Raw genomic sequence first — 23,490 nt, forward strand, 5'->3', positions numbered from 1 at the left:
GGCGGGTTGACAGTTGAGGAAACCTGCTCAACCGGAGTGCCCGATGCCGACGCCACGCCCCTCTCATCTGCTCTGGCCCATATTGGGATCGGTGGGCGCGGTGGTCGCGCTGATCGCCATTTTCCTCGTCGGCATGAACGCGGGGAATCCGGTGCGTAAGGATGCGGCCGCGCCGGCCCCGGCCGCCGCTGGTGGGACCCCGCCCGCTCGGCCTTCGCCGCCGCCGCCCGGGATCGGGAAGGCGGTGCGGGACGGAAAGTTCGAATTCGTGGTCTCCCGGGTGGACTGCTCGAAAACCCAGGTGGGCGTCGAACATTTGCGTCGCACGGCGGCCGGCAAATATTGCGTGGTGAGCCTATCGGTGAAGAACATCGCCGACCGCCCGAAGTATTTTCTGGGCAGCGCGCAGAAGGCTCTCGACGCGGCCGGCACCGAGTTCGGCGACGACGAGCTGGCCGGCTTGTACGCCAACCAGAACATCCGGACCCTGGTGAACAAGATCGACCCAGGCGAGCGGGTGACCGGCAAGCTGGTCTTCGACGTCCCCAAGCCGGTGACCTTGACGAGCCTGGAGCTACACGACTCGTTCCTGTCCGGCGGGGCGCGAGTGACCTTGAGGTGACGGCAGCTGCGCCGTCAGCCCCTCCGCACGGCGTGGCCGGTCCGCACCCCGGTCGGCTTTCCCACCATCGCGCCGAGCCGAACGGCCCTGCGTTCCGCGGCGCCGCGCCTTGGCCTCCGGCTCGTGATCGCGCCGAGCCGCCTGACCCTGCGTTCCGCCGCGCCGCGCCGCGCCTCGGCCTCCGGCTCGTGGCGGCTCCCCGGCGCCTCGCGGTACCGATTTGCCGTAGCCCTCTGCGCGCACCGCGTTCTGGCGAGGGCAGTCGGCCGTGTCCGGGCCAACCTTCTTGTGCAGCGGATGCGTTAGTTGCGCGCCCTTTCGAATCTTGCCGCAGTACCCGATGACCAGCCCGCTGCCCGATTTTTCGCGATATATCGTGGTGGATCGCAGGAAGCTGGAGCGCCATCCAGGATGAACCACGCCTGCGCCGGACGCGGGATGCGATTGGCTCACTATGTAGGCGCGCGATTGGCTCATTATGTGGGCGCGGCGTCTTTCTATGTGGATGGGCGTTCCACCATTCGAGATAGCCGTCCCTTTTGGATGGTTCTTTGTGGGAGTAGGCGGCTTTTGTCCTCGGGCTTCGGCGTGAAAAATGTGAACCTTGGAGAGTTGTGGTCTAAATATGGGCGTAACTTTCCAAGATCTCGAATTCGCGCTTCGAAATCGGACTTCGAATGCTGCAAATCAGACGAATCCTCCGCCCGGCTCATACATTCTTCCGCATTGTGGTCATCGCGCTCACATTTCGGGATTCGGTCTCCGGGAGCGTCTCTCCGCACGCACGGAATTTCAGTCGGAGTCCAGTTTCTGCCGGCGCTAGAAGCCCACCGCGCCTGCACTCCCAACCCACCGGCTGCGACCGCCCGCAGGTGAGGTTTCCCCCGAGATCCGCCGAGCCCGGGTGGTGCTAGCGAGCCGAGCCCGGGTGGTGCTAGCGGCTTGTCGCGATAGCGGTAGATCCTGTGCGCGATCTCGACAGACTAGGGAGCTATCAGTCCAGGATCCTAGGATGCCTCACGAGGTCAGGGCTTGGCCACCACGAGGTCAGGGCTTGGCCACCACGAGGTCAGGGCTTGGCCACCACGAGGTCAGGGCTTGGCCGCGAGGCTGGGCTTGGCCGCGAGGCTGGGCTTGGCTACGCGACTCGGGCCGGGCCGCGAGGTTGGGGTCGGAGTCTTTGACGAACCGAAGGTGACGGCGTCGCTGGGGTGAGTCGGTCGGCTAGGGGTGCGGCGGCGGGGGGCTGGGGACTGGCGGCTGGTGGGTGGCGGGGGTGGGGTGGGTGTCGGTAAGGCGGCAGGCTGTCGCGATCTCGCTGGTCGCGGGCATAGGGTCGGGCTCGGGGGGAAGATGCGTATCCGGCTGCTTGGGGGATTCGCTATCGACGTCGCGGGGTCTGACGTCGGTGGGCGGCCCTGGCGGCTGCGTAAAGCGCGGACCGTGGTGAAAGTGCTGGCGCTGGCGCCGGAGCAGCGGATGCACCGGGAGCAGCTGCTCGAATTGCTGTGGCCGGATCGGAGTGCGGCGTCGGCGGCCAACAACCTGCATCAAGCGTTGCATGTCGCGCGGCGGGAGCTGGGCGGGGGCGATGGGGAGCTGCTGGCGCTGCGGGATGGTCTGGTGGTGCTCCGGGCCGATGGCGTGGTGGAGACCGATGTGCGGGTGTTTCGGCAGCTCGCGGGTCATGCGCTCGCCAGCCGGGAGCTGGCCGATCTCGAGGCGGCCGTGGAGGCGTACGCGGGGGAACTGCTGCCTGAGGATCGGTTTGCTGAGTGGGCCAGCGGGCCGCGGAACGACCTTCGGCAGACGTATTGCGATGTGCTCGTGGCGTATGCGGAAAAGGCGGAGAACGCGGCGGTGGCGGCCGAGGCGCTGCGCCGGGCGAACGAGGCGGATCCGGTGCATGAGGCGGCCGCGCGTGCCTATATGCGGCTGCTTGCGGGGGAAGGGCGGCGGTCCGAGGCGTTGGCGCTCTATGAACGGCTGCGGGAGGACCTGGACAAGACATTTGGTACGGATCCCGACCCGGATACGCGGCGGTTATATCGGGACCTGCTCATCGGGAGCTCGGAAACGGGTGGAGGGGCAGACACGCGGACCGAGGGTGCCGGCGACGGCAACACGGGTGCGGGCACCGGCGGCGCCGACGTTGGGACAGGAATGCCTGTCGGGCCGGCCGACGCGGGGGTGGGCCTGGGTGTTGGGTTGGGCTACGCGGGGGCGCGCGCGGGGAGCAACATTCCGGCGGGGCTGACCAGCTTTGTGGGGCGGGAACGGCAAGTCGCGGAGGTAAGGCGCGAACTGGCGCGGGCGCGGCTCGTCACGCTCACCGGGCCCGGCGGGGTCGGGAAGACGCGGCTTGCCGAGGAGGCGGCGCGCGGGCTGATCGCGCGGCACGCCGACGGGGTGTGGCTGGTTGACCTGGCGCCGGTTACGGCGGCGGAGCGGCTGTCGGACGCGGTGGCCGAGGCCATGGGGCTGGACCCGGCGGCGGGGGCGGATCCGGTGCGGGTGCTGGTGGCGCGGCTCGTGGCCCGGGATGTGCTGCTGCTGTTCGACAACTGTGAGCACGTGCTGGACGCCTGCGCGCGGCTGCTCAGGCGGCTGCTGGCGGAGTGCCCGGCGCTGCGGGTGCTGACCACCAGCCGGGAGCCGCTGCACGTGCCGGGTGAGGTGATTCTTCGGGTGCCGTCGCTGGCGGTGCCGGACCGGGTGCCGTCGACGGAGATGTCGGACCTGGCGGAAGCGGTCGATGACGCGCTGGGCCGCGAGTCGGTGCGGCTGTTCGTGGAGCGGGCGTTGGACGTACGGCCGGAATTTCACCTGGATCAGGACACCGTGGGGCCGGTGGTGGAGATCTGCCGGCGGCTGGACGGGGTGCCGCTGGCGATCGAGCTGGCCGCGGCCCGGCTGGCGCACCTGGCGCCCGCGGAGATCGCCGAGCGGCTCGGTAACGCGCTGACCGTGCTCGGTGGCGGCGACCGGATGACGCGGCACGCGACGCTGCGGGCGGCTCTGCAGTGGAGTCACGGGATGCTGACCGAGCCGGAGCAGGTGCTGCTGCGGCGGCTGTCGGTGTTCGCGGGCGGGTTCACGCTGGCCGCGGCCGAGGGGGTCGGGGCCGCGGAGCCGTTGGCGCCGGAGATGATCCTGGACTGTCTGGGCCGGCTGGTGGACAAGTCGATGGTGCTGGCCGAGCCGGCCGGGCAGCGGTCGCGCTTCCGGCTGCTGGAGACGATCCGGCAGTTCGGGCGCGAGCAGCTGGCGAACTCCGGTGAGGAGGCCGGCACCCGGACGGCCCACTTCGAGTATTACCTGCGGCTGGCGGTGGATCATGACCCGGACCGGCGCCGGGACGTGGTGGAGGCCCGGCCACAGCTGCTGGACGAGGAGCACGACAACCTTCGGGTGGCGCTGGGCCGGGCGCTGCGTACCGACCCGGACCGGGCCTTGTTGCTCGCCGTGAGCCTGTGGCGGTTCTGGCTGGCCCGCGGTCACTTCGCCGAGGGGTCGCGCTGGCTGGAGGAGGCGCTGGCCGCGGCCTCGCCGGACTGCTGCGAGGAGCGGGCCCGGGCCCTGCTGGCGCTGGCGTTGCTGGATGCCCGGCTGGGGCGGGTGGACCGGTTCGCCGAGCTGGGGGAGGCGGCGGTCGCCATCGCGCCGCGGCAGGACTACACCCGGGTGCTGGCGGGCTTCCTGGAACCGGTTCGGGGCAACGCGGCTGAGGCTCTCGCGATCGCGGACCGGGGGATGGCCGAGGAGGCGCCCGAGGTGGTCGCCGCGGCGTACTGGTTGCGCAGTGTCCTCGAGCTGTCCCGCGAGGAGACGACCGCGGCCCTGAAGTTCCTGCACGACACCCTCGCCGCGGTGGAGCGGGTGCCCAGCGCCACCGCTCCCTTCCTGCCGGTCGTGACCGCCACGCTGGTGCTGGTGCCGTGCGCGGGGCGGTGGGTGCCGGCGTTCGAAGAGACGGCGCTGGTCGGGCGCCGGGTCGGGCGCGCGCAGGCCGTCGGGTACATCTGGTCGGCGATCGGGTCCGCGTACCGGACCGACCGTGATCTGCCGATGGCGGCCGGCGCGGTGCGGCACGCGGCCGAGGTGTTCGAGCGGCTGGGCGATGACGCCGGCCGGGCTTTCGCGTTGCATCAGCTCGGCTGCATCGAGCGCGATCTCAGCTCGTACGCGTCGGCACGCACCCACCTGGGTGAGGCGCTGCGGCTGCGGCGGCAGCTGGGGGACCGTCGCGGCGAGAATTTGACGCTGGCCAATCTGGGCCTGACCGAGGCCGCCGCCGGGGACATCGACACCGGCCGCCGGTTGGCCGAGGCCGCGCTGCACCGTTCGCAGGAGATCGAGGACGGCCCGGGCACGGGCGGTGGCCTGCTGGATCTCGCGGTGCTGGAGCTGTTCGCGGGCGATCGGCACCGGAGCCGGGAGCTGGCCGGGCAGGCGGTGGAGGCGTTACGCCCGCAGGGCTATCCGCGGCTGACCGGGTGGGCGCTGCTGTTCCTGGCCGAGCTGGGGCAGGACACCGCCGGAAACGCCCGGGAGGCGGCCACCCATTTCGCGAAGGCGGGCTGCCGGATCGGCCTGGCAAAGACCGCGGAAATTCTCGCTAAGGCGCGCTAAGACCCTGCTCAGGGCTCGGCTGTTTGGCTTGTCGAGGCAAAACACCTAGGCACAACAGGGGGAATTGGTATGACCGCGTTAGGCGAGGCGACCTTGGCGGAACTGTCCCAAGGCGTACGCGGGGAATTGATCACGCCGGATTCGGACGGCTACGACGAGGCGCGCTCGATCTGGAACGGCGCGCACGACCGCCGGCCCGCACTCGTATTACGGTGCGCCGGCGTCGCGGACGTCATCAAGGGCGTCCAGTTCGCCCGCAGCGAGAACCTGCCGCTGGCGGTGCGCGGCGGCGGGCACAGCATCCCGGGCTTCTCCACCACCGACGACGGCATCGTGCTGGACCTGTCGCCGATGAAGGGGATCCGGGTCGACCCGATCAACAAGCGCGTCGTCGCGCAGGCCGGGGTGCTCTGGCGGGACATGGACGCGGAGACCCAGGCGTTCGGCCTGGCGCTGACCGGTGGGCTGATCTCCAGCACCGGGATCGCCGGGTTCACGCTGGGCGGCGGTATCGGCTGGCTGGTGCGGCGGCTCGGGCTGACCGCGGACAACCTGGTCGCGGCCGACGTGGTGACGGCGGACGGGCAGCTGCTGCGCGCCGACGCCGACGAGAACCCGGACCTGCTGTGGGCGCTGCGCGGCGGCGGCGGGAACTTCGGGGTGGTCACCTCGTTCGAGTACACGCTGCACGACGTCGGCCCGATGGTGTTCTCCGGCGGCGTCTTCTACCCGGGCGAGTACGCCGAGCAGATCATCAACGGTTATCGGGAGGCGTGTGCGAGCGCGCCGGACGAGCTCACCACGGTGCTCAACCTGACCACGGCGCCGCCGGTGCCGTTCCTGCCCGAGGAGGTGCACGGCAAGCCGATCGTGGCGGTTCTCGGCATGTGGTCCGGCGCGCTGGCCGACGGCGACAAGCAGACCCAGCCGGTACGGGAATTGGCTCCGGTCATCGCCGACGTCTTCTCCCCGATGCCGTACCTGGGGATGCAGCAGTTGATCGACCCGCTGTACCCGCGCGGCGTGCACAACTATTTCCGGTCGAACTTCCTCGACGGCATCGGCGCGGACACGGTCGCGTCGCTGCTGCGGTCGTACGCGGAGATCCCGACCCCGATGACCGAGATCCACGTCCACCACCTGGGTGGGGCGATGTCGCGGCCGCCGGCCGGGGGCAGCGCGTTCCACAACCGGGACAAGGAGTTCATCCTCAACGTCGTCGCGCGTACGCCCGGTGCGGAGGGCTTCGACCAGGCGGTCGCCTGGGCACGGCGGGCCACCGACGGGGTGGGGACCGGTTCGGCGTACGTGAACTTCACCGGTGAGGCCGCGGGCCCGGACCAGGTGCGTTCGTCGTACCCGGGGGACACGTACGACCGGTTGGTCTCGGTCAAGGACCGGTACGACCCGGCGAACGTGTTCCGGCTGAACCAGAACATCGCGCCGTCGAAGGCGTAGCGCGACCCGGGGGCGGACCGGGTAAACCTCGTAGGCGAGCGGTAGCGATCCAAATGAAAGTCACTGGAAGCCGGTCAGGCGTACGCCACAAGGAAGGGAGAAGTCATGACCGAGGCTTTCCAGGGTCGCAAGCTCGTGGTGGTCGGTGGCAGCAGCGGAATGGGGCGGCAGACCGCCATCGACGTGGTGGAGCGGGGCGGCAGCGCCGTCATCATCGGCCAGAACCAGGACAAGGTCGACCAGACGGTGAAGGAGCTGTCCGCCACCGGCCAGGCCTGGGGGATCGCCGGCGACCTGCGCGACCGTGACCAGGTACGCCGGGTGCGTGAGCAGCTCGCGGCCGAGCACGCGGACGCGACGCTGCTCGTCAACTCCGCGGGGACGTTCCTGCCGCAGCCGTTCTTCGACCACGACGACGCGGCCTTCGACACGTACCACGACGTCACCCGGGCGATCTTCTTCATCACTCAGACGGTCGCCCGGGGGATGGTCGACGGCGGCAAGGGCGGGTCGATCGTCAACGTCGGCAGCATGTGGGCGTTGCAGGCGATCGGGCTCACGCCGTCGAGCGCCTACTCGATGGCCAAGGGCGGGCTGCATGCCCTGACCCACAACCTGGCCCTGGAGCTGGCGCCGCACCAGATCCGGGTCAACGCCGTCGCCCCGGGCGCGGTGGCGACGCCCATCTTCGAGAAGTTCCTGCCCAAGGAACAGGTGCCGGCCGCGCTGGAGGGGTTCTTGCCGTTGCATCCGCTGGGCCGGGTCGGGACGCCGAAGGACATGTCCGCGGCGATCACCTACCTGCTCTCCGCTGACGCGAGCTGGGTGACCGGGGTGATCCTGAGCGTCGACGGCGGCGTGATGGCGGGCCGCTGAAAGAGCCCGGGGCCGGCCTTGGGGGGAAGGTCGGCCCCGGTGGTTCTCAGTTCTGCGGCGGGACGTCGCCGCGGCCGCTACCCCACTTGGCGTTGGGCGTGCTGCCCAGCGTGTAGGAGAGGTGGCCGCCCTTGGTGACCGTGCTGGCCGCGAGCCACGCGTGCGTGGTCGACTTGCCGTCCACCTTCAGAGCCTGTACGTAGTGCTTGGACTCGGTGTTCGGGGCGTCGATGGTCAGCTTGTGGCCGCTGCCGAGGCGAACCTCGGCCTTGGGGAACAACGGGGTGGTGAGGCTGAGCTCGGCCCGGGTCGGCACGGCCGGGTAGAGGCCCAGCGCCGACAGGACGTACCAGGAGCTCATCGTGCCCGCGTCGTCGTTGCCGGGGATACCGCCGGGCCCGTCGTTCCACTCGGTGTCGATGATCGCCTTGACCGTCTCCTGCGTCTTGGCCGCGGCACCGAAGTAGTTGTACAGGTACGGCGTCTGGATGTCCGGCTCGTTGCCCACGTCGAAGCGGGTGCCCTTGTTGGCGCTGAAGTCGAACGTGCCGTCCGGGTTGCGGAAGAACGCGTCGAGACGCTGGACCGCGACGTCGTTGCCGCCCATCTTCTGCGCCAGCGTGGTCACGTCGGAGTAGACCATCCACGTGTACCGGGCGCTGGTGCCCTCGACGAAGCCCTGCCCGGTCGACGGGGAGAAGCCGCCGGCCCAGGACCCGTCGCGGTTGCGCTCCCGCGCCCAGCCGACGAAGGCGCCGTCGGCCGGAACCGGGGTCGCCACGCTCGGGTCGGCCAGCTCGAGCTCGCCGAGCTGCACGATGGGCTGGCCACCGTTCTTCGTCACGTTCAGCCGGTAGTAGCTGAACGCCTGCGGGTTCGCGACCGTGTACTCGTTGGTCACGCCCCGCCCGGCGAAGGTCTGCGCGGTCTGCGTGTCGACGGTGGTCCAGTCCTGGCCGTCGTTCGAGCCCTGCAGCTGCCAGTCGGCCGGGTCGCGGCCCGGCACGTCGTTGGCCGAGGTCAGCGCGTACTGGTTCACCGTGTACGCCTTGTCGAACTGCGCCCCGATGAAGCCGGTGGTGGCGAAGGTCAGCCACTTGGTGCCCTTGTCGCCGTCGAACGCCTGCGCCTTGCCCTCGTTCGGGGCGTTCTCCGAGCTGGCGGTGATGGCGGTGACGTGCTCGCGGATGTTGTGCTCGAGACCGGTCTCGGCCTTGGCCGCCGGGTCGAACACGTTGCGCCAGTTGTGCGAGCGGTCCAGGAACGTGGCGGCGGTCTTCTTGTCGCCGAGCGCCTGGGCCAGCTGCGATATGCCGTAGTCGGCGGCCGAGTCCTCGAGGGTCTCGGCGGCGCCGCCCCAGCAGTGGCAGTCGTCGGCCGGCACGTAGCCGAGGTCCATGTAGTCCTGCAGCGACGGACGCTGCCCGAAGCACTCGACGTTACAGCCGGCGTCGCTGACATCGTTGTCAGTCGGCACGGTCGCCGCCGTCACGAGCGACTTCAGCGCGCCCTTCGCGTCGAAGCCCTTCGCCCCGAACGCGTAGATCGCCGCCACCGCGGCCGCGGACGGGTCGCCGGACATGACGCTGGTCTTGCCGTTCTCCAGCAGCCAGCGGTCCCACTCGCCGTCGCGCTGGGTGGCGTAGTTGAACAGCGACTGCGCATAGTCGGCCGCCTGCCGCTGGTCGAGCAGGGCCAGCAGCTGCACCTGGGCCCGGTACTGGTCCCAGCCGGAGAAGGTGCCGTACTGCGCCTTCTGTCCCTTGGCAAGCCGGTGGATCTTGTCGTCGGCGCCGTAGTAGCGGCCGTCGACGTCGCTGGTCAGCGTCGGCTCCAGGGTGGAGTGGTAGAGCGCGGTGTAGAAAGTGGTGCGCTGCGCGGTGGTGCCGCCGCCGATCTTGATCTTGCCGAGGCGGTCGTTCCAGGCGTCCTGCGCCTTCTTCTTGATCGTGTCGAAGCCGATCCGGCCCGGCTGCTCCGCCGCCAGGTTGTGCTCGGCGCCGGCCAGGTCCGTGTACGAGATGGCCACGCGCATCGACACGGCCTTCGTCCCCGGCGCGAACGTGACGTAGCCGCCGGAGCCCTTGCCGGCGACCGGCTGGCCGCCGCTGTAGCCGCTGCCGCCCGCCGCGTCGGTGCTGTCCGGGGTGACGGTCGCGTCCTTCCAGGTGCCGGTCGTGCTGAACGGCTGGTCGAGCGTCGCGACGAAGTGCAGCGTGTAGTACGAGTGCGAGTTGTCGGTGCTCTGCGGGCCGCAGAAGTTACCGGCGCTGACCGAGCCCGTGATCGTGCGGGTCTTCGGGTCGATGTGCACCGTCGCATCGGTGCTGCCGGTCTCCGACATGGACGTACGGAACAGCAGGCTGGCCGGCTTGTCGGCGGGGAAGGTGAACTTGCCCATGCCGGTGCGGTCGGTGACGGTGAGCTCCGCGCCCGCACCGCTGTCCAGGCCGACCTTGTAGTAGCCGGGCGCGGCCGCCTCGTTGGCGTGCTGATACGTGCTGCCGTAGACGACGTCACCGGTGTCGGCGCTGGGCGAGGTGGTCACCGCACCCACGTACGGCATGATCGGGATGTCACCGTTCGCGCCGTAACAACCGACGCCGCTGACGTGGGTCAGGCTCAGCCCGCGGATCTTCGGAGCGTTGTACTCGTACCCGCCGGGCGCGGGCGTGGCCAGCTGGCCCCGCGAGGTCTGCGGGCTGAAGGCGAGCATGCCGAACGGCTTCACGGCACCCGGGTAGGTGTTGCCGGCGTTCGTCGTGCCGATGAACGGATTTACGTAATTGACCGGGTTCGAGATGAGCTGTGCGGGCCCGGAGGCCTGCGCTGCCGCGCCGATCGGGATGGTCACTGCCACCCCGGCTAACGCGGCGAGGACACGAGTTCGAAGCATCAGGTTCCTCTCCCTGACAACGTTGTCAGCAGAGCCAACATCGACTCCGTCAGATGTGTCAAGAAGTTGTTTCCGGCTTGTAAGAAGTGTTAGGCCGCCCCGGAAGGTCGCCGGCCACTCCCGGCATCCACGTGGTGACCTGCGCCGATGTCGAGGATGGACACGGTGGCGGGGGTCAGCGCGTCCGCGTGGGTGTCAGCGACATCACACCATCCGATGTGAACGCGCGCCGGCGGGCACCGCCGGAGCCCCGGGCGCCGGCCGGGAGATCGCCAGGCCAGCGCGGGAAATGAATGCTCAATGGACGTCAGGGCGCCATTAATATGCGCCGATAACGGCTATTTTTTGAAGTCTCGTTCCCCCGAGTCGGACAACTCACAGCTTGAACAAATGCGCACCGGCAAGCGTTGTCTGCGGTGATCGTCCTGAAGTCGGAGTGGTGGACCTTTGTGCTGAGACGAGCAATGCGATGGGGCGCGGCGGCGGCAACCGCCGGCGTCCTGCTCCTCGGTGCCTGCGCGGCGCCGGAATTCAACTATGTCAAGAACTCGGGGCAGATGACCTATTTCAAGGTGCCCCACGACTGGCATGCGGCCGATACGAAAACGCTCGACGACGCGTTGAGCGGCACCAACCCCGATTCGGTCGCCGCCCAGCAACGCGAACAGGCGTGGTGGTCGGTGCTGTACGACGCGTCGGCGCATCCGACCGCGGAACACCTGGTCACCGGCGACGAGACGGACGAGCCGGTGGTCTACGCCCGGGTCTCCCCGCTGACTCCGGAGGCGCAGAACGAGATCTCGCTGGATTCGCTGCGGGATCTGTTCCTGCCGGTCACCGATGCCGCTCGCCAGCAGGCCGCGGCCACCGCGACCGGCGGGCTTCCCGGGTTCCAGCTGCTGCGCGACCAGGTCCTCACCCCGTCCAGCGGCCTGCACGGCGTGCGGGTGACCTACGAATACGAGATGGACAACAGCGTGCTGCACACCTTCGACCAGATAGCGCTGGTGAACAGCGACAGCAGCAAGCTCTATGAGCTGATCATCCGATGCTCCTCCCGGTGTTACAGCGACCGGTCGAGCGAGCTGAACGACATCGCGACGTCGTTCACGGTGAGGAGCAGCTCATGACCGAGATCCAGGTCGATACCCCCCGGCCGACCCGGAAGAGGCTTTCGTTCTGGGACCGGGTGAAATTCCTGCTGCTGTTCGTGGCGGCGTGGTTCGCCATCGTTTGGGCATCGATGGCAAACGATCCCATTTTGCCATTCGGTGACGCCGTACGCCTGCAGTTGCGCGACGCCAAGGGAATCGTGCTGCTGGTGCTCGTCGGCCTGGAACTCGTCCGGCAACTGCACTTCCTGATCAGCGAGCACGCCCCGGGCTACCACCGGCTGTGGGCCGAGGGCATCTTCGGCGGCTTCGAGCGGTCCACGCATCGGAAGTTCTCCGACTGGACCCGGTACCGGATCCTGCGGGTGTTCAAGTGGCTGCTCGTCATCGCGGTGCTGGCGCTGATCCTCGGCCAGGTGCTCAAGACGTCGCCGTTCACCGCGCTGTTCCAGCTCCCGGCCCTGATCTGGTCGGCCGCCCCGCTGTTCCTCCAAGTGATCTTCGTGCTGTTCGTGGCGGTCGCCCAGTTCGGCGCGATCTTCTGGTTCCTGTCCCGGGGCGGCGTCGAGGTCTACTTCCCGGACGACGTGAAGACCCGCTTCACCGACGTCTGGGGCCAGGACCATGTGCTGGAGCGGGTCAAGGAGAACATCGTCTACCTGGAGAACCCGGAGGCGATCGAGGCCAAGGGCGGGTACGTGCCCGGCGGCATCCTGCTGTGGGGACCGCCCGGCACCGGCAAGACCCTGATGGCCGAGGCGGTGGCCGGCGAGACCGGCAAGCCGTACGTGTTCGTCGACCCGGGCGCCTTCATCAACATGTTCTTCGGTGTCGGCGTGCTGAAGGTCAAGGGACTGTTCCGCAAGCTGCGCAAGCTCGCCCTGCGTTACGGGGGCGTCATCGTCTTCTTCGACGAGGCCGACTCGCTCGGTAATCGCGGCGCGCTGGCCCAGGGTGGCGGCGGTTTCCCGCGTGGCATGACGCCGGCGCCGTTCCAGGCGGCCGGCTGCAACGGTTTCTCGTACCTGTCGAACGACTCGCGCTGGATGCTCACCCAGAACGCGGCCGCCGCGGCCCCTTCCGCCACCGACAAGGCGCAGGTCGGGTTCCCCGGCATGGGCGGCGGGGGTGGCGGCATGGGCACGCTCGAGGCGCTGCTGACCGAGCTGTCCGGCCTGAAGAAGCCGCGCGGCTTCGTCAACCGGCACGTACGCCGGGTGCTGGGCATGCGTCCGAAGCCGCCACCCAAGTACCGCATCCTGGTGATGATGGCGACCAACCTGCCCGAGGCGCTGGACGAGGCACTGCTGCGACCCGGCCGCATCGACCGGATCTACAAGGTGGGCTACCCGACCAAGGCCGGCCGGGTCCGCACGTACGACGGCTACCTCGACAAAGTCAAGCACGAGCTCACCCCCGAGCAGATCGACAAACTCGCCACCATCACCCCGTACGCCACCGGGGCCACCATCAAGGACATGGTGAACGAGGCGCTGATCACCGCGATCCGGGACGGGCGCGACGCGATCACGTGGCGCGACATCATCCGGGCCAAGCAGCTCAAGGAGCTCGGCCCGGCGGAGAACGTCGAGTACATCGAGCGCGAACGGCACGCGGTGGCGGTGCACGAGGCGTGCCACGCGGTGGTCGCCTACCGCACCCGGCACCACATGGAGATCGACATCGCGACGATCGAAAAGGGCAGCGGCTACCTCGGGATGGTCGCGAGCATCCCGCCCGAGGACCAGTTCACCAGCTGGCGCAGCCACTACGAGTCGGACATCTGCGTCGCGCTGGCGTCGCTGGCCGGCGAGCGCATGTTCTTCGAGGGCGACAGCTCGTCCGGTGTCTCCGGCGACCTCGAGTCGGCCACCTCGGTCGCGACCAACATGGAAGGCGTGTGGGGGATGGGCTCGACCGTCTCCTCCTACGCGGCGTCCAGCCGGATCGGCTCCGGCACCCCCGGCGGCGCGCCGCCGAACGCCGAGAAGAACGACATGTCCGTACGCCGCGCCTTGGCCGACCGGATCGAGGACAACCTCGGCGTGCTGCTCAAGCGCACCGCGGAGATCCTGGAGGAGAACCGCCGGCAGGTGCTCGCCCTGGCCCACGCCCTGGAGTCGCACAAGACCCTGACCGGCGAGGACGTCGTGGCGGTGCTGGAGGGCCGGCCGGGCCCGCTGGTCGACGGCACGGTCTACGCCGACAGCGGGTTCCTCACCGAGCTGGAGGACTACCACCGGGCGGCGCTGGCCGCGCACCGCACGCACGCGAAGCCGGAGATGACGATGCCCGGGCTGGTGGACTTCGAGCCGGTGCCGAACGACGAAGTGTGGCGCGGCCCGGCGCCGGTCAACTCACACAACGGCATCGCCCCGTCCGGCACCGACGGCGAGTCCTGACCGCACATCGAGACGCGCTCATGACCGCATGACGCGAGGGCGCGGCAGGCACGCAGCACGGCCGCCGCGCCCTCGCGCGCGCCGCGTTGGTCACGCGGGCTGGGTTGGTCGCGCGGGCCGGGCTGGTCGCGCGGGCCGGGCTGGTCGCGCGGGCCGGGCTGGTCGCGCGGGCCGGGCTGGTCGCGCGGGCCGGGCTGGCCACGCGGGCCGGGTTAATCACGCGGGCCGCATTGGTCACGCGGGCATGCTTGGCCATGTGCGCCGGGCTGGCCACCTGCGGTCGACTGGCCATGTGCGCCGGGATGGCCACGTGGTGGGCCGGACCTGTCACGTGCGGCGGGCTTGCCTGCCGCAGCCGCGTTCGGGGTGCCGCCCGCCTTGCGGTCGGCACGGCACGCGCGGTGGTCCGCTCGGTGGTGCTTTGCGGCAATTGTGCCTTGTGGGCACCTCGTGCATCGTGGATTTTGCGAATCTTGATGGCCGATCCGGCCGAGCGTCCCGCGATGTGACAGGGACAGACCACATCGTGGACAGGCCTCTACATTGGACGGATGATTCGTGTTACTTCGCGGCTTTTGGAGGCCGCCGGCAAGACCTGGAATCGAGACCTTGGAGAGTTACGCCCACATATCGACCACAACTCTCCAAGGTCTACACCGGACACTCGAACCCGCCGCACGAAGGCTTCCTAATCGGACAAAGCCGCCCCGATCCCGCGATGCGCATGCTCTGCTCAGAAGGCGTCCGGCGGGACGGCGACCAAACGCTGGCCGGCGCGGGCGTGGACTACGAAACCAAAACGGGGATCGGCGCTCGAACGAGCGAAGCAGTTGAATCGTTACAGTGTTCGGGAGCGCCCATCCCGGGTTGTGCAACTATTCGGCTCGTTTGGTCGCGGTCATGCCGGAGTCGGCCCAGGTGTGGGGAGCCGCGACGTCGTGCAGGTTGTGGCCGCCCGCGGCGAGGCTGGTTGCTTGCGGGTGTGGGGAGCCGCGACGTCGTGCAGGTTGTGGCCGGCCACAGCGAGGCTGGTTGCTTGCGGGTGTGGGGAGCCGCGGCGTCGTGCAGGTTGTGGCCGGCCACAGCGAGGCTGGTTGCTTGCGGGTGTGGGGAGCCGCGGCGTCGTGCAGGTTGTGGCCGCCCGCGGCGAGGCTGGCTGCTTGCCCGGGCGTGTCCTCGCGGGCGACGTGTTGACTTGAGTTGACTGCATTGATTCAAGACGTCAATGCAGTCAACTCGCCACGTCGAGGCGTCATCTCATCACCTGTGGTGATGACCGGTTCCCGCGCCGGGCCCTACGCTGCGGCTCATGAACATCAACGTGCGTCTCTGCGGGGTCTTCTACCTCATCACCTTCGTCGCCTCTGTGCCCGCACTGCTGCTGCTCGCGCCGGTCCTCGACGACCCGGGCTTCATCCTCGGCGCGGGGAGTGAGACCCGGGTTCTGTGGGGTGGCCTGCTCGACTTCGTCACCGCGCTCGCCTGCGCCGCCACCGCGGTGGTCGTGTTCCCGGTCATCCGGCGGCACGGCGAGTCGCTGGCGCTCGGCTTCCTCACCACCCGCCTGATCGAAGCGGGGATCATCATCGTCGGTGTCGTCAGCGTCCTCGCCGTCGTCACGCTGCGGCAGGACGCCATCGGCGCCGCGATCGCCGCCCCCGCCAGCGACCTGGGCGGCAACCCGGGCGGCGTCGCAGGCGGTGTCCTTGCCGGGAACCCGAGCGGTGTCCTGGCCGGGAACCCGAGCGGTGTCCTGGCCGGGAACCCGGCGGGCGTCCCTGGTGGCGCGGCCGACCCGGCGACGCTGAGCGTGGTGGGGCAGGCGCTGGTCGCGGTCAAGGACTGGACCTTTCTGTTCGGGCCAGGGATCATGCCCGCGCTGAACGCGGCGATGTTCGGGACGCTGCTGCTGCGGGCCCGCCTCGTGCCGCGCGTCATCCCGGTGGTCGGCCTGATCGGCGCGCCGCTGCTGGTCGCCGCGGGGCTCGCGACGCTGTTCGGTGGCAACGAGCAGACCTCCGGGCTGTCGCTGCTGGCCACCCTGCCGATCGCGGGCTGGGAGCTGGCCGTCGGCGTCTGGATGGTCACCAAGGGCTTCCGGGGTGCCGGGGCACGGGCGTACCGGGAACTTGACTTGAATGCGGGTTGAGGTTTTAGCGTACGGAGTTGATCTAGGGAGGGTCGCGGGCGGCCCGGAGCGGGGACGTATGGTTGCGAGGGCAACAGCGGGAGGACACATGACATCGCGTACGGACCTCGTCGAGGACCTGATGGGGCGTTTTCCCCACGTGCCGCGTGAGGCGATCATCAAGGAGGATCTGCTGCGCGGCGGGATGGCGTTCGACGACTCGGCGCTGACCGACAACGAGAACGGGCAGGTCAAGCCGAAGTCGTACTTCATCTTCTCGTTCGACCACCGGACGCTGCCGGAGCTGGGCGAGGCCGCGCTGCGCCGCCCCCCGGAGGAGATCGTGCTGACCGGCGGGCCGTACGAGCTGCGTCGCACGGTGGTCTCGGTGCGCACCAACCCCGACTCGCCGTACCGGGTGAAGCCCGACGCGGACGGCAAGCTGACGCTGTTCCTCGACGACAAGCCGATCGCGGACGTCGGGCTGCCCCCGATGCCGCCGTATTACCAGCACAAGCTCGCCAACGGGAAGTCCGTCATGGAGGTCGCGCCGACCATCCAATGGGGATACCTGATTTACTTGACAGTCTTCCGCGTCTGTCAGTATTTCGGCGCCAAGGAAGAGTGCCAGTACTGCGACATCAACCACAACTGGCGTCAGCACAAGGCGGCCGGCCGGCCGTATACCGGAGTCAAGCCGGTCGATGAGGTCCTCGAGGCGCTGGAGATCATCGCCAAGTACGACACCGACGGCGCCTCCCGGGCGTACACGCTGACCGGCGGCAGCATCACCTCGCACGTCGGTGGCAAGGCCGAGGCCGACTTCTACGGCCAGTACGCGGAGGCCATCGAGCAGCACTTCCCGGGTCGCTGGATCGGCAAGGTGGTGGCGCAGGCGCTGCCCCGCGAGAGCGTGCAGCGCTTCCACGACTACGGCGTCCGCATTTATCACCCTAACTACGAAGTGTGGGACAAGCGGCTGTTCGAGCTGTACTGCCCCGGTAAAGAGCGGTACGTGGGCCGGGAGGAGTGGCACCGCCGCATCCTGGACTCCGCCGAGATCTTCGGGGCGCGCAACGTCATCCCGAACTTCGTGGCCGGCATCGAGATGGCCGAGCCGTTCGGCTTCACCACGGTCAACGAGGCGATCGACTCCACCGCCGAGGGCCTGGAGTATTTCATGTCCCGGGGGATCACGCCGCGCTTCACCACCTGGTGCCCGGAACCGACCACCCCGCTGGGCAAGACCAACCCGGACGGCGCGCCGCTGGAATACCACGTCCGGCTGCTGGAGACGTACCGCGCTGTCATGGAGGCCAACGGGCTGTCCAGCCCGCCCGGATACGGACCGGCCGGCGCCGGCCGCGCGGTCTTCTCGGTCAGCTCGTTCATGGACAGCCTGCCGGCGAACGACGAGTAAGACCCCGGCCAACAACCGGCAAGAGCACTGTCGTCAGGGGCGCTACCAGGCATAACATGTGCCCGGGGGGCGCACCTGTGATGACGTTCGACCGCTGGAGGGCGCTGGCCGCTCACTGGGTGAGCGGTCTCGTTGTCGCGGCGTTGCTGACGGCCGTCGTCAGCACGGCCATCGCTTTGCTGGAACCGCGTCTGCCCGCGCTCAGCCTGCTCGTGCTGTACATGCTGGTGGTGCTGCCGGTGGCCATCACCTGGGGCATCCACGTGGCGGTCTTCGCGGTGCTGCTCAGCGTCGTGGTGTTCTCGTACCTGTTCCTCGCGCCGGTGCATTCGTTCTGGATCGCCGAGGAGCGCGACCTGGTGCCGATGGGTGTCTTCCTGGTGACCGCGCTGGTGGTGGCCGAGCTGGCCGCCCGGATGCGGCGAGCGGTGGTGGAGTCGGCCCGGCTGTCGCGCGAGCAGTCCGCGCTGCGACGGGTCGCCACCCTGGTCGCGCGGTCCCCGGAACCGGTCACCGTGTTCGAGGCGGTCACCCGCGAGGTCGGCCTGCTCTGCGACGCCGACCTGGCCCGGATGGAGCGCTACGACGAGGACGGGGTGGTCGGCGTCGCGGTCTGGAGCCGGGTGCCCGCCGTGCTGGCCGTCGGCACGTGGATCGAGCTGGACGGCCCGAGCATCGCCCGGGCGGTGCTGCGCACCGGTGCCCCGGCCCGCGTCGACACCTTCGAACGAGCCACCGGCCGGATCGCCGACGAGGCCCATGAGCTGGGCATCCGCTCGTCGGTGGGGTGCCCGATCGTGGTCGGCGGCCACATCTGGGGGGTCATCGCCGCGTCCACCCGCGGCGACCAGGCGTTCCCGCCGGAGACCGAGGCGCAGATCACCAGGTTCACCGAGCTCGTCGCGACCGCCGTGGCAAACGCGGAAAGCAGCGTGGAGATCAACCGGCTGGCCCGGGAACAGGCGGCGCTGCGCCGGGTGGCGACGCTGGTCGCCGCCGGAGCCCAGCCGGACGACGTCTTCACCTCGGTCACCAACGAGGTGACGGCCCTGCTCGGCGCGGACACGACAATCATCGTGCGGTTCGCGCCGGACGGGACGCCGTCGCATCTCGCCGGCGACCGCGCCGGTCGAGCCGGCAGCGACGCCGGCGGCAGCGGCGACGGCGCCGCGCCCGGCCTGCTCGGGCTGCTGCGTGACCCGCAGATTCTGACGACCGTCACGGCGGGCAGTTCGGCGAGCGCGGACTCGGCGATCTTCTGCCCGATCACGGTCGAGGGGCGGGTGTGGGGCGCTTTCGGCGTACGCGGCGAGGAACTGCCCATCGACATCGAGAAACGGCTGCTCGACTTCACCGAGCTGATCGCCACCGCGGTCGCCAACGCGGAAAGTCACGGCCAGCTGATCGCCTCCCGCGCGCGGGTGGTGGCGGCCGCCGACGAGACGCGCCGGCGCATCGAACGGGACTTGCACGACGGCGCCCAGCAGCGGCTCGTCTCGCTGGCCCTGGAGCTGCGCCTGGCCGAGACCACGGTGACCGACGGGCAGCAGGAGATTCGCGCGGCGGTGCAGGCGGCCGCCACCGAGATCACCGAGGTGCTCGACGACCTGCGGGAGATCTCCCGGGGGATCCACCCGGCGATCCTGTCCGAGGGTGGGCTCAGCCCGGCGCTGCGGACGCTGGCCCGGCGGGCGCCGCTGCCGGTGGAGATGCGGGTGCACACCGAGCAACGGTTCCCGCCATCGGTGGAAATAGCGTCTTATTATGTGGTTTCGGAGGCTTTGACCAACACCAGCAAGTATGCCCAGGCCGAGCACGCCGAGGTGCTGGTCGAGGAGCGCAACGGCTGGCTGCGTTTGTCGGTGAGCGACGACGGGACCGGCGGCGCCGACCCGTCCAACGGCTCGGGGCTGGTCGGCCTGCGCGACCGGGTAGAGGCGCTGGGCGGCGCGATCATGGTGAGCAGCCCGGCCGGCAAGGGCACCACAATCGTCGTGTCCCTGCCGGTCAATCAGGCCGGGTGACACGGTGCCGCGACGATGCAGGTGATCAGGCGTGCCGCGGCGGGGCGACGATGCCGTACTCGTGGATCTTGCGGTAGATGGTGGCGCGGGACATGCCGAGTGCGGCCGCCGCCTTGACCTTGCTGCCGTCCCAGTCCTGCAGGCTGCGCACGATCGCGTCGCGTTCCATCGCCTCCAGCGGGCTCAACAGCCGGCGACTGACCGTGCGGCACTCGGCCGGCAGGTCGCCGGGCTGGATGGTGCCGCCGCGCCGGTGCTGGACGATGTTGCGCAGCACCTGCCACAGCTGCTCGACGTTGCCCGGCCAGCTCGCCCGGCTGAGCATCTGCATCGCCTCCGGCGAACACCCCAGCCGCCCGTCGGTGACCAGCTTGGACAGGAAGAACGAGACCAGCGCCGGCACGTCCTCCAGGTGGTAGCGCAGCGGCGGCAGCTCCACCGTGCTCGGGAAGAAGCGCAGCAGCCCGGCCAGCTCGCCGCCGTCGTGCCGGGGGCTCAGCGTCACCGCGACCCACGGCGGCGCGGCACCGCCCTGTTCGAGCAGCTTCGTCAGCTTTTCCAGGGCCGCCGCGCTGATCTTGTCGACGTGGCGGATGACCAGCACGCCTGCACCGCCGGCCAGTTCGCGGCGCACGTCGGCCAGCCAGCCACGGCCCGGGGCGGCCGCATCCACGACGGCGAAGTGCGCGGCGGGCCGTTCGTACTGGTGGATCGCGCGCACGGCGGCCAGCTTGCCCACCCCGGGCTCGCCTTCCAGGGCCAGCCACGTGCCCGTGTCGTACACCGATTTCACCTGGTGGCAGCCGCTGAGCCAGAGCCCGCCGCTGCCGACGAGGCCGGGCAGGAACATCCGCGGCCCGGGGCCGGGGTCGAGGCGTACGCCCGCGGGTTGCTCGCCCAGCTTGACATGCACGACGCCGCCGCTGAGCAGGCCCTCGCCGCGCACCGGCCGGCAGAACATCCGCGCTTTCACCCCGCTGGGCAGCTCGACCAGCAGCGACGCGGCCGGGTTGCGGCCGGCCAGCGTCTCGGCCGCCTGGGTCAGCAGCACCGCCTGTTCGGCCGGGTCGAGCGCGTGCCGGGCGATGTCGTTCATCATCACCACGTCGTTGTTCAGAGCGAACACAATTCCCGCCGTACGCCTGCACGTGCGCAGGTACTCCTGGAGCAGCGTCAGTTCCTGGATCCCGCTGTCGCTGAGCAGCGCCTGCTGGATCTGTCCCGCCGTCGTCTTGGCCAGGGTCAGCAGCAGCGGGTCGGCGTCCTTGCGCCAGCAGGTGAGATCGACCGCGCCGACCGTCTTGCCGGAGATCGGGTGGTGGATCGGCACCCCGGCGCAGGCCAGGTCCTCCAGGTGCTCGGCGTAGTGCTCGTGGCCGAACACGTGCATCGGCCGGCCGCCCTCCAGCGCGGTGCCGATCCCATTGGTGCCGACGAACTCCTCGGCGTAGCTGAAGCCGGGCGCCAGGTTGACCCGGTCGAGGTGGGTGTCGAGGTCGCGGCCGGCGTCCAGGCGCACCAGGACCAGCCCGGTCGGATCGGTCAGGATGATGCTGATCGGCTGGCCGTCCAGGTGGTGACGCAGATGCCGCAGCACCGGTAACGCGCTGCGGGTCAGCGGAGTGTCCAGATCGGGGGCATGGCGGTAGGCCAGGTCGATCCGGTCGGCGGCCACATTCCACCGGCGCGATCGCCACCACGAGGCCAGGATCGAGTCCCGGACATGGTGCGGATCGACCTGCTCGGCGGTGAGGAACCGCTCGCGGGTCTTCGCCAGTCTCATGTCACCGGTGTCGGGTGGATGTTCAGGTGGCATGGGCGGGGCTCCCTTGCCCTCCGTCGCGTGCTGACTACACCGTACGCGCCGCGTCTACCTGCTTCGATTCCTGTTTCGTCTCATGTTGAGACCCCAAACGAGCGACTCCGCGATGGACTCAGGCGATGGAGCCGCCGTCCGAGACGTTCAACCCGTGGACCGTCGTCAATGTGGTCTTCCACCATCTGGCCGACCACGGCCTGCATCCGACGCTGGGTAACGCCGATCCGGGCGCGCCCGCCGCCGAGCTGCTGCGCGCGTTCGGTATCGAGCCGGCGCCGGAAGGCGACCGCCAGGTCGGCGAGAACGTCAAGGCCCACCTGGCCGAGATCCGGGCTGCGGTCTTCGGGGAAAAGGACGTTTAGCCCTGACTCATTGTGAGACCGCAGCTCAGGCCGAGCCGGGGTCTGATGCGGTCTGAAGGACTGCAGAGCTGTCGAAGGAGTTGACCTTATGAGTCGGCAGAGCGTGGCCAAGGCTCATCAGAAGATCCAGGAGCTGGCCTGGGAACCGATGTACCACCAGCCGGTCTCGCATTACGGAACCGACTACACGTTCCGCAAGGCGCAGAAGAAGGACCCACTCAAGCAGGTGCTGCGGTCGTACTTCCCGATGCAGGAGGAGAAGGACCACCGGGTGTACGGCGCGTCCGACGGCGCGATCCGCGGCAACATGTTCCGCCAGGTGCAGGAACGCTGGCTGGAGTGGCAGAAGCTGTTCCTGTCGATCATCCCGTTGCCGGAGATCTCGGCGGCCCGGGCGATGCCGCTGCTGTTCCGCAACGTGCCGAACCCGGAGCTGCACAACGGCCAGGCGATCCAGATGATCGACGAGGTACGGCACTCGACGATCCAGCAGAACCTCAAGCGCCTGTACATGAACAACTACATCGACCCGGCCGGCTTCAACTCGAGCCTGCGCAATTTCCAGAACGACTACTGCGGCACCATCGGCCGCCAGTTCGCCGAGGGTTTCATCACCGGCGACGCGATCACCGCGGCCAGCATCTACCTGACCATCGTGGCCGAGACGGCGTTCACCAACACGTTGTTCGTCGCGATGCCGGCCGAGGCCGCCGCGAACGGCGACTACCTGCTGCCGACCGTGTTCCACTCGGTGCAGTCCGACGAGTCGCGGCACATCAGCAACGGGTACGCCACCCTGCTGATGGCGCTCGCCGACGAGGGCAACCACCAACTGCTCGAGAGAGATCTCCGGTACGCCTGGTGGAACAACCACCGCGTGGTGGACGCCGCGATCGGCACGTTCATCGAGTACGGCACCAAGGACCGGCGCAAGGACCGCGAGTCGTACGCCGAGATGTGGCGCCGCTGGATCTACGACGACTACTACCGCAGCTATCTCGTACCGCTGGAGAAGTACGGCCTGGTCATCCCGCACGACCTGATCGAGGAGTCGTGGAACCAGATCTGGAACAAGGGCTACGTGCACGAGGTGGCGCAGTTCTTCGCGACCGGCTGGCTGGCCAACTACTGGCGGATCGACCCGATGACCGACAAGGACTTCGAGTGGTTCGAGTACAAGTACCCGGGCTGGTATGACCGGTACGGCAAGTGGTGGGAGAACTACAACCGCTTGAGTACGCCCAACGGGCACCACCCGATCGTCGCCGAGGACGTCGACTACCAGTACCCGCACCGCTGCTGGACCTGCATGGTCCCGTGCCTGGTCCGCGAGGACATGGTGATGGCCGAGGTCAACGGGCAGTGGCGCACGTACTGCCACGAGGTCTGCCGGTGGACCGACGTCGAGGCGTTCCGGCCCACCTACCAGGGTCGTCAGACCCCGAACATGGGTCAGCTCATCGGCGCCCGCGAGTGGGAGACCCTCTACCACGGCTGGAACTGGGCCGACGTGGTCAAGGACATGGGTTACGTCCGCGACGACGGCAAGACGATGGTCGCGCAGCCGCACCTCAACCTGGACGACCCGAAGAAGATGTGGACGCTGGACCACCTGCGCCGGATGGGTCCGCTGCAGAGCCCGAACGTGCTGCTCAACGAGATGACCGACGAAGAGCGCGCGGCGTTCCACGCGCAGTACATCAGGGGCGGCCCGGCCGGCCGGTTTGCGCGCTGACGCC

Annotated in this window: 13 protein-coding genes; 11 read left to right on the forward strand and 2 right to left on the reverse strand. The window is 69.2% G+C overall.

All coding sequences use genetic code 11. From position 1 onward, the window contains the following. Window positions 1-91: 91 nt before the first annotated feature. The 4 genes from HH310_RS25945 (at window position 92) to HH310_RS25960 (ending at window position 7,588) form a co-directional block, all read left to right on the forward strand. On the forward strand, window positions 92-622 hold the full coding sequence (locus HH310_RS25945; protein WP_312034315.1) for a DUF4352 domain-containing protein: 531 nt from the start codon (window positions 92-94) through the stop codon (window positions 620-622). Between the two features lie 1,443 nt (window positions 623-2,065). Further along, a complete protein-coding gene (locus tag HH310_RS25950; protein ID WP_169178257.1) occupies window positions 2,066-5,254 on the forward strand; it encodes a BTAD domain-containing putative transcriptional regulator in 3,189 nt (1,062 codons plus the stop codon). Window positions 5,255-5,323: 69 nt separating this feature from the next. Continuing rightward, complete coding sequence (locus HH310_RS25955; protein ID WP_169178258.1) at window positions 5,324-6,712, forward strand: FAD-binding oxidoreductase; 1,389 nt, start codon at window positions 5,324-5,326, stop codon at window positions 6,710-6,712. Window positions 6,713-6,817: 105 nt separating this feature from the next. Beyond that, window positions 6,818-7,588 (forward strand): SDR family NAD(P)-dependent oxidoreductase, encoded by a 771-nt coding sequence (locus tag HH310_RS25960; protein ID WP_169178259.1) that lies wholly within the window; start codon window positions 6,818-6,820, stop codon window positions 7,586-7,588. Window positions 7,589-7,634: 46 nt separating this feature from the next. Here HH310_RS25960 and HH310_RS25965 read toward each other — a convergent pair whose 3' ends face one another. Next, window positions 7,635-10,484 (reverse strand): GH92 family glycosyl hydrolase, encoded by a 2,850-nt coding sequence (locus HH310_RS25965; protein WP_169178260.1) that lies wholly within the window; start codon window positions 10,482-10,484, stop codon window positions 7,635-7,637. 449 nt (window positions 10,485-10,933) lie between these two features. Between HH310_RS25965 and HH310_RS25970 the strand changes: the two genes are divergently transcribed. The 5 genes from HH310_RS25970 (at window position 10,934) to HH310_RS25995 (ending at window position 19,570) form a co-directional block, all read left to right on the forward strand. After that, complete coding sequence (locus HH310_RS25970; RefSeq protein WP_312034316.1) at window positions 10,934-11,614, forward strand: hypothetical protein; 681 nt, start codon at window positions 10,934-10,936, stop codon at window positions 11,612-11,614. Beyond that, window positions 11,611-13,998 (forward strand): AAA family ATPase, encoded by a 2,388-nt coding sequence (locus tag HH310_RS25975; RefSeq protein WP_169178261.1) that lies wholly within the window; start codon window positions 11,611-11,613, stop codon window positions 13,996-13,998. Before HH310_RS25970 ends, HH310_RS25975 begins: the two co-directional genes overlap by 4 nt. A 1,309-nt stretch (window positions 13,999-15,307) precedes the next feature. Continuing rightward, a complete protein-coding gene (locus tag HH310_RS25985) occupies window positions 15,308-16,147 on the forward strand; it encodes a DUF4386 domain-containing protein (RefSeq protein WP_211192638.1) in 840 nt (279 codons plus the stop codon). 88 nt (window positions 16,148-16,235) lie between these two features. Further along, window positions 16,236-17,546 (forward strand): radical SAM protein, encoded by a 1,311-nt coding sequence (locus tag HH310_RS25990; RefSeq protein ID WP_169178263.1) that lies wholly within the window; start codon window positions 16,236-16,238, stop codon window positions 17,544-17,546. Window positions 17,547-17,665: 119 nt separating this feature from the next. Then, window positions 17,666-19,570 carry a GAF domain-containing protein gene (locus tag HH310_RS25995; RefSeq protein WP_169178264.1) on the forward strand — a complete coding sequence of 635 codons (1,905 nt, stop codon included), beginning with the start codon at window positions 17,666-17,668 and terminating at the stop codon, window positions 19,568-19,570. Between the two features lie 25 nt (window positions 19,571-19,595). Here HH310_RS25995 and HH310_RS26000 read toward each other — a convergent pair whose 3' ends face one another. Next, window positions 19,596-21,386: a sigma-54-dependent Fis family transcriptional regulator gene (locus HH310_RS26000; protein ID WP_169178265.1), complete on the reverse strand. Its 1,791-nt coding sequence runs from the start codon at window positions 21,384-21,386 to the stop codon at window positions 19,596-19,598. Window positions 21,387-21,511: 125 nt separating this feature from the next. Between HH310_RS26000 and HH310_RS26005 the strand changes: the two genes are divergently transcribed. Together HH310_RS26005 and HH310_RS26010 are read left to right on the forward strand one after the other, a co-directional pair. Further along, window positions 21,512-21,751, forward strand: a complete 240-nt coding sequence (locus HH310_RS26005; RefSeq protein WP_169178266.1) for a hypothetical protein — start codon at window positions 21,512-21,514, stop codon at window positions 21,749-21,751. Window positions 21,752-21,839: 88 nt separating this feature from the next. Further along, on the forward strand, window positions 21,840-23,486 hold the full coding sequence (locus HH310_RS26010) for a methane monooxygenase (RefSeq protein WP_248294415.1): 1,647 nt from the start codon (window positions 21,840-21,842) through the stop codon (window positions 23,484-23,486). Window positions 23,487-23,490: the final 4 nt, after the last annotated feature.

Origin of the sequence: Actinoplanes sp. TBRC 11911 (assembly GCF_012933445.1) — a bacterium.
Taxonomy (GTDB): Bacteria; Actinomycetota; Actinomycetes; order Mycobacteriales; family Micromonosporaceae; genus Actinoplanes.

Excerpts from the sequence above, each read along its gene's own strand:
- HH310_RS25960 (WP_169178259.1), top strand. The coding sequence starts at position 6,818 with ATGACCGAGGCTTTCCAGGGTCGCAAGCTCGTGGTGGTCGGTGGCAGC.
- HH310_RS25965 (WP_169178260.1), bottom strand. The coding sequence starts at position 10,484 with ATGCTTCGAACTCGTGTCCTCGCCGCGTTAGCCGGGGTGGCAGTGACC.
- HH310_RS25955 (WP_169178258.1), top strand. The coding sequence starts at position 5,324 with ATGACCGCGTTAGGCGAGGCGACCTTGGCGGAACTGTCCCAAGGCGTA.
- HH310_RS26010 (WP_248294415.1), top strand. The coding sequence starts at position 21,840 with ATGAGTCGGCAGAGCGTGGCCAAGGCTCATCAGAAGATCCAGGAGCTG.
- HH310_RS25990 (WP_169178263.1), top strand. The coding sequence starts at position 16,236 with ATGACATCGCGTACGGACCTCGTCGAGGACCTGATGGGGCGTTTTCCC.
- HH310_RS26000 (WP_169178265.1), bottom strand. The coding sequence starts at position 21,386 with ATGCCACCTGAACATCCACCCGACACCGGTGACATGAGACTGGCGAAG.
- HH310_RS26005 (WP_169178266.1), top strand. The coding sequence starts at position 21,512 with ATGGAGCCGCCGTCCGAGACGTTCAACCCGTGGACCGTCGTCAATGTG.
- HH310_RS25985 (WP_211192638.1), top strand. The coding sequence starts at position 15,308 with ATGAACATCAACGTGCGTCTCTGCGGGGTCTTCTACCTCATCACCTTC.
- HH310_RS25975 (WP_169178261.1), top strand. The coding sequence starts at position 11,611 with ATGACCGAGATCCAGGTCGATACCCCCCGGCCGACCCGGAAGAGGCTT.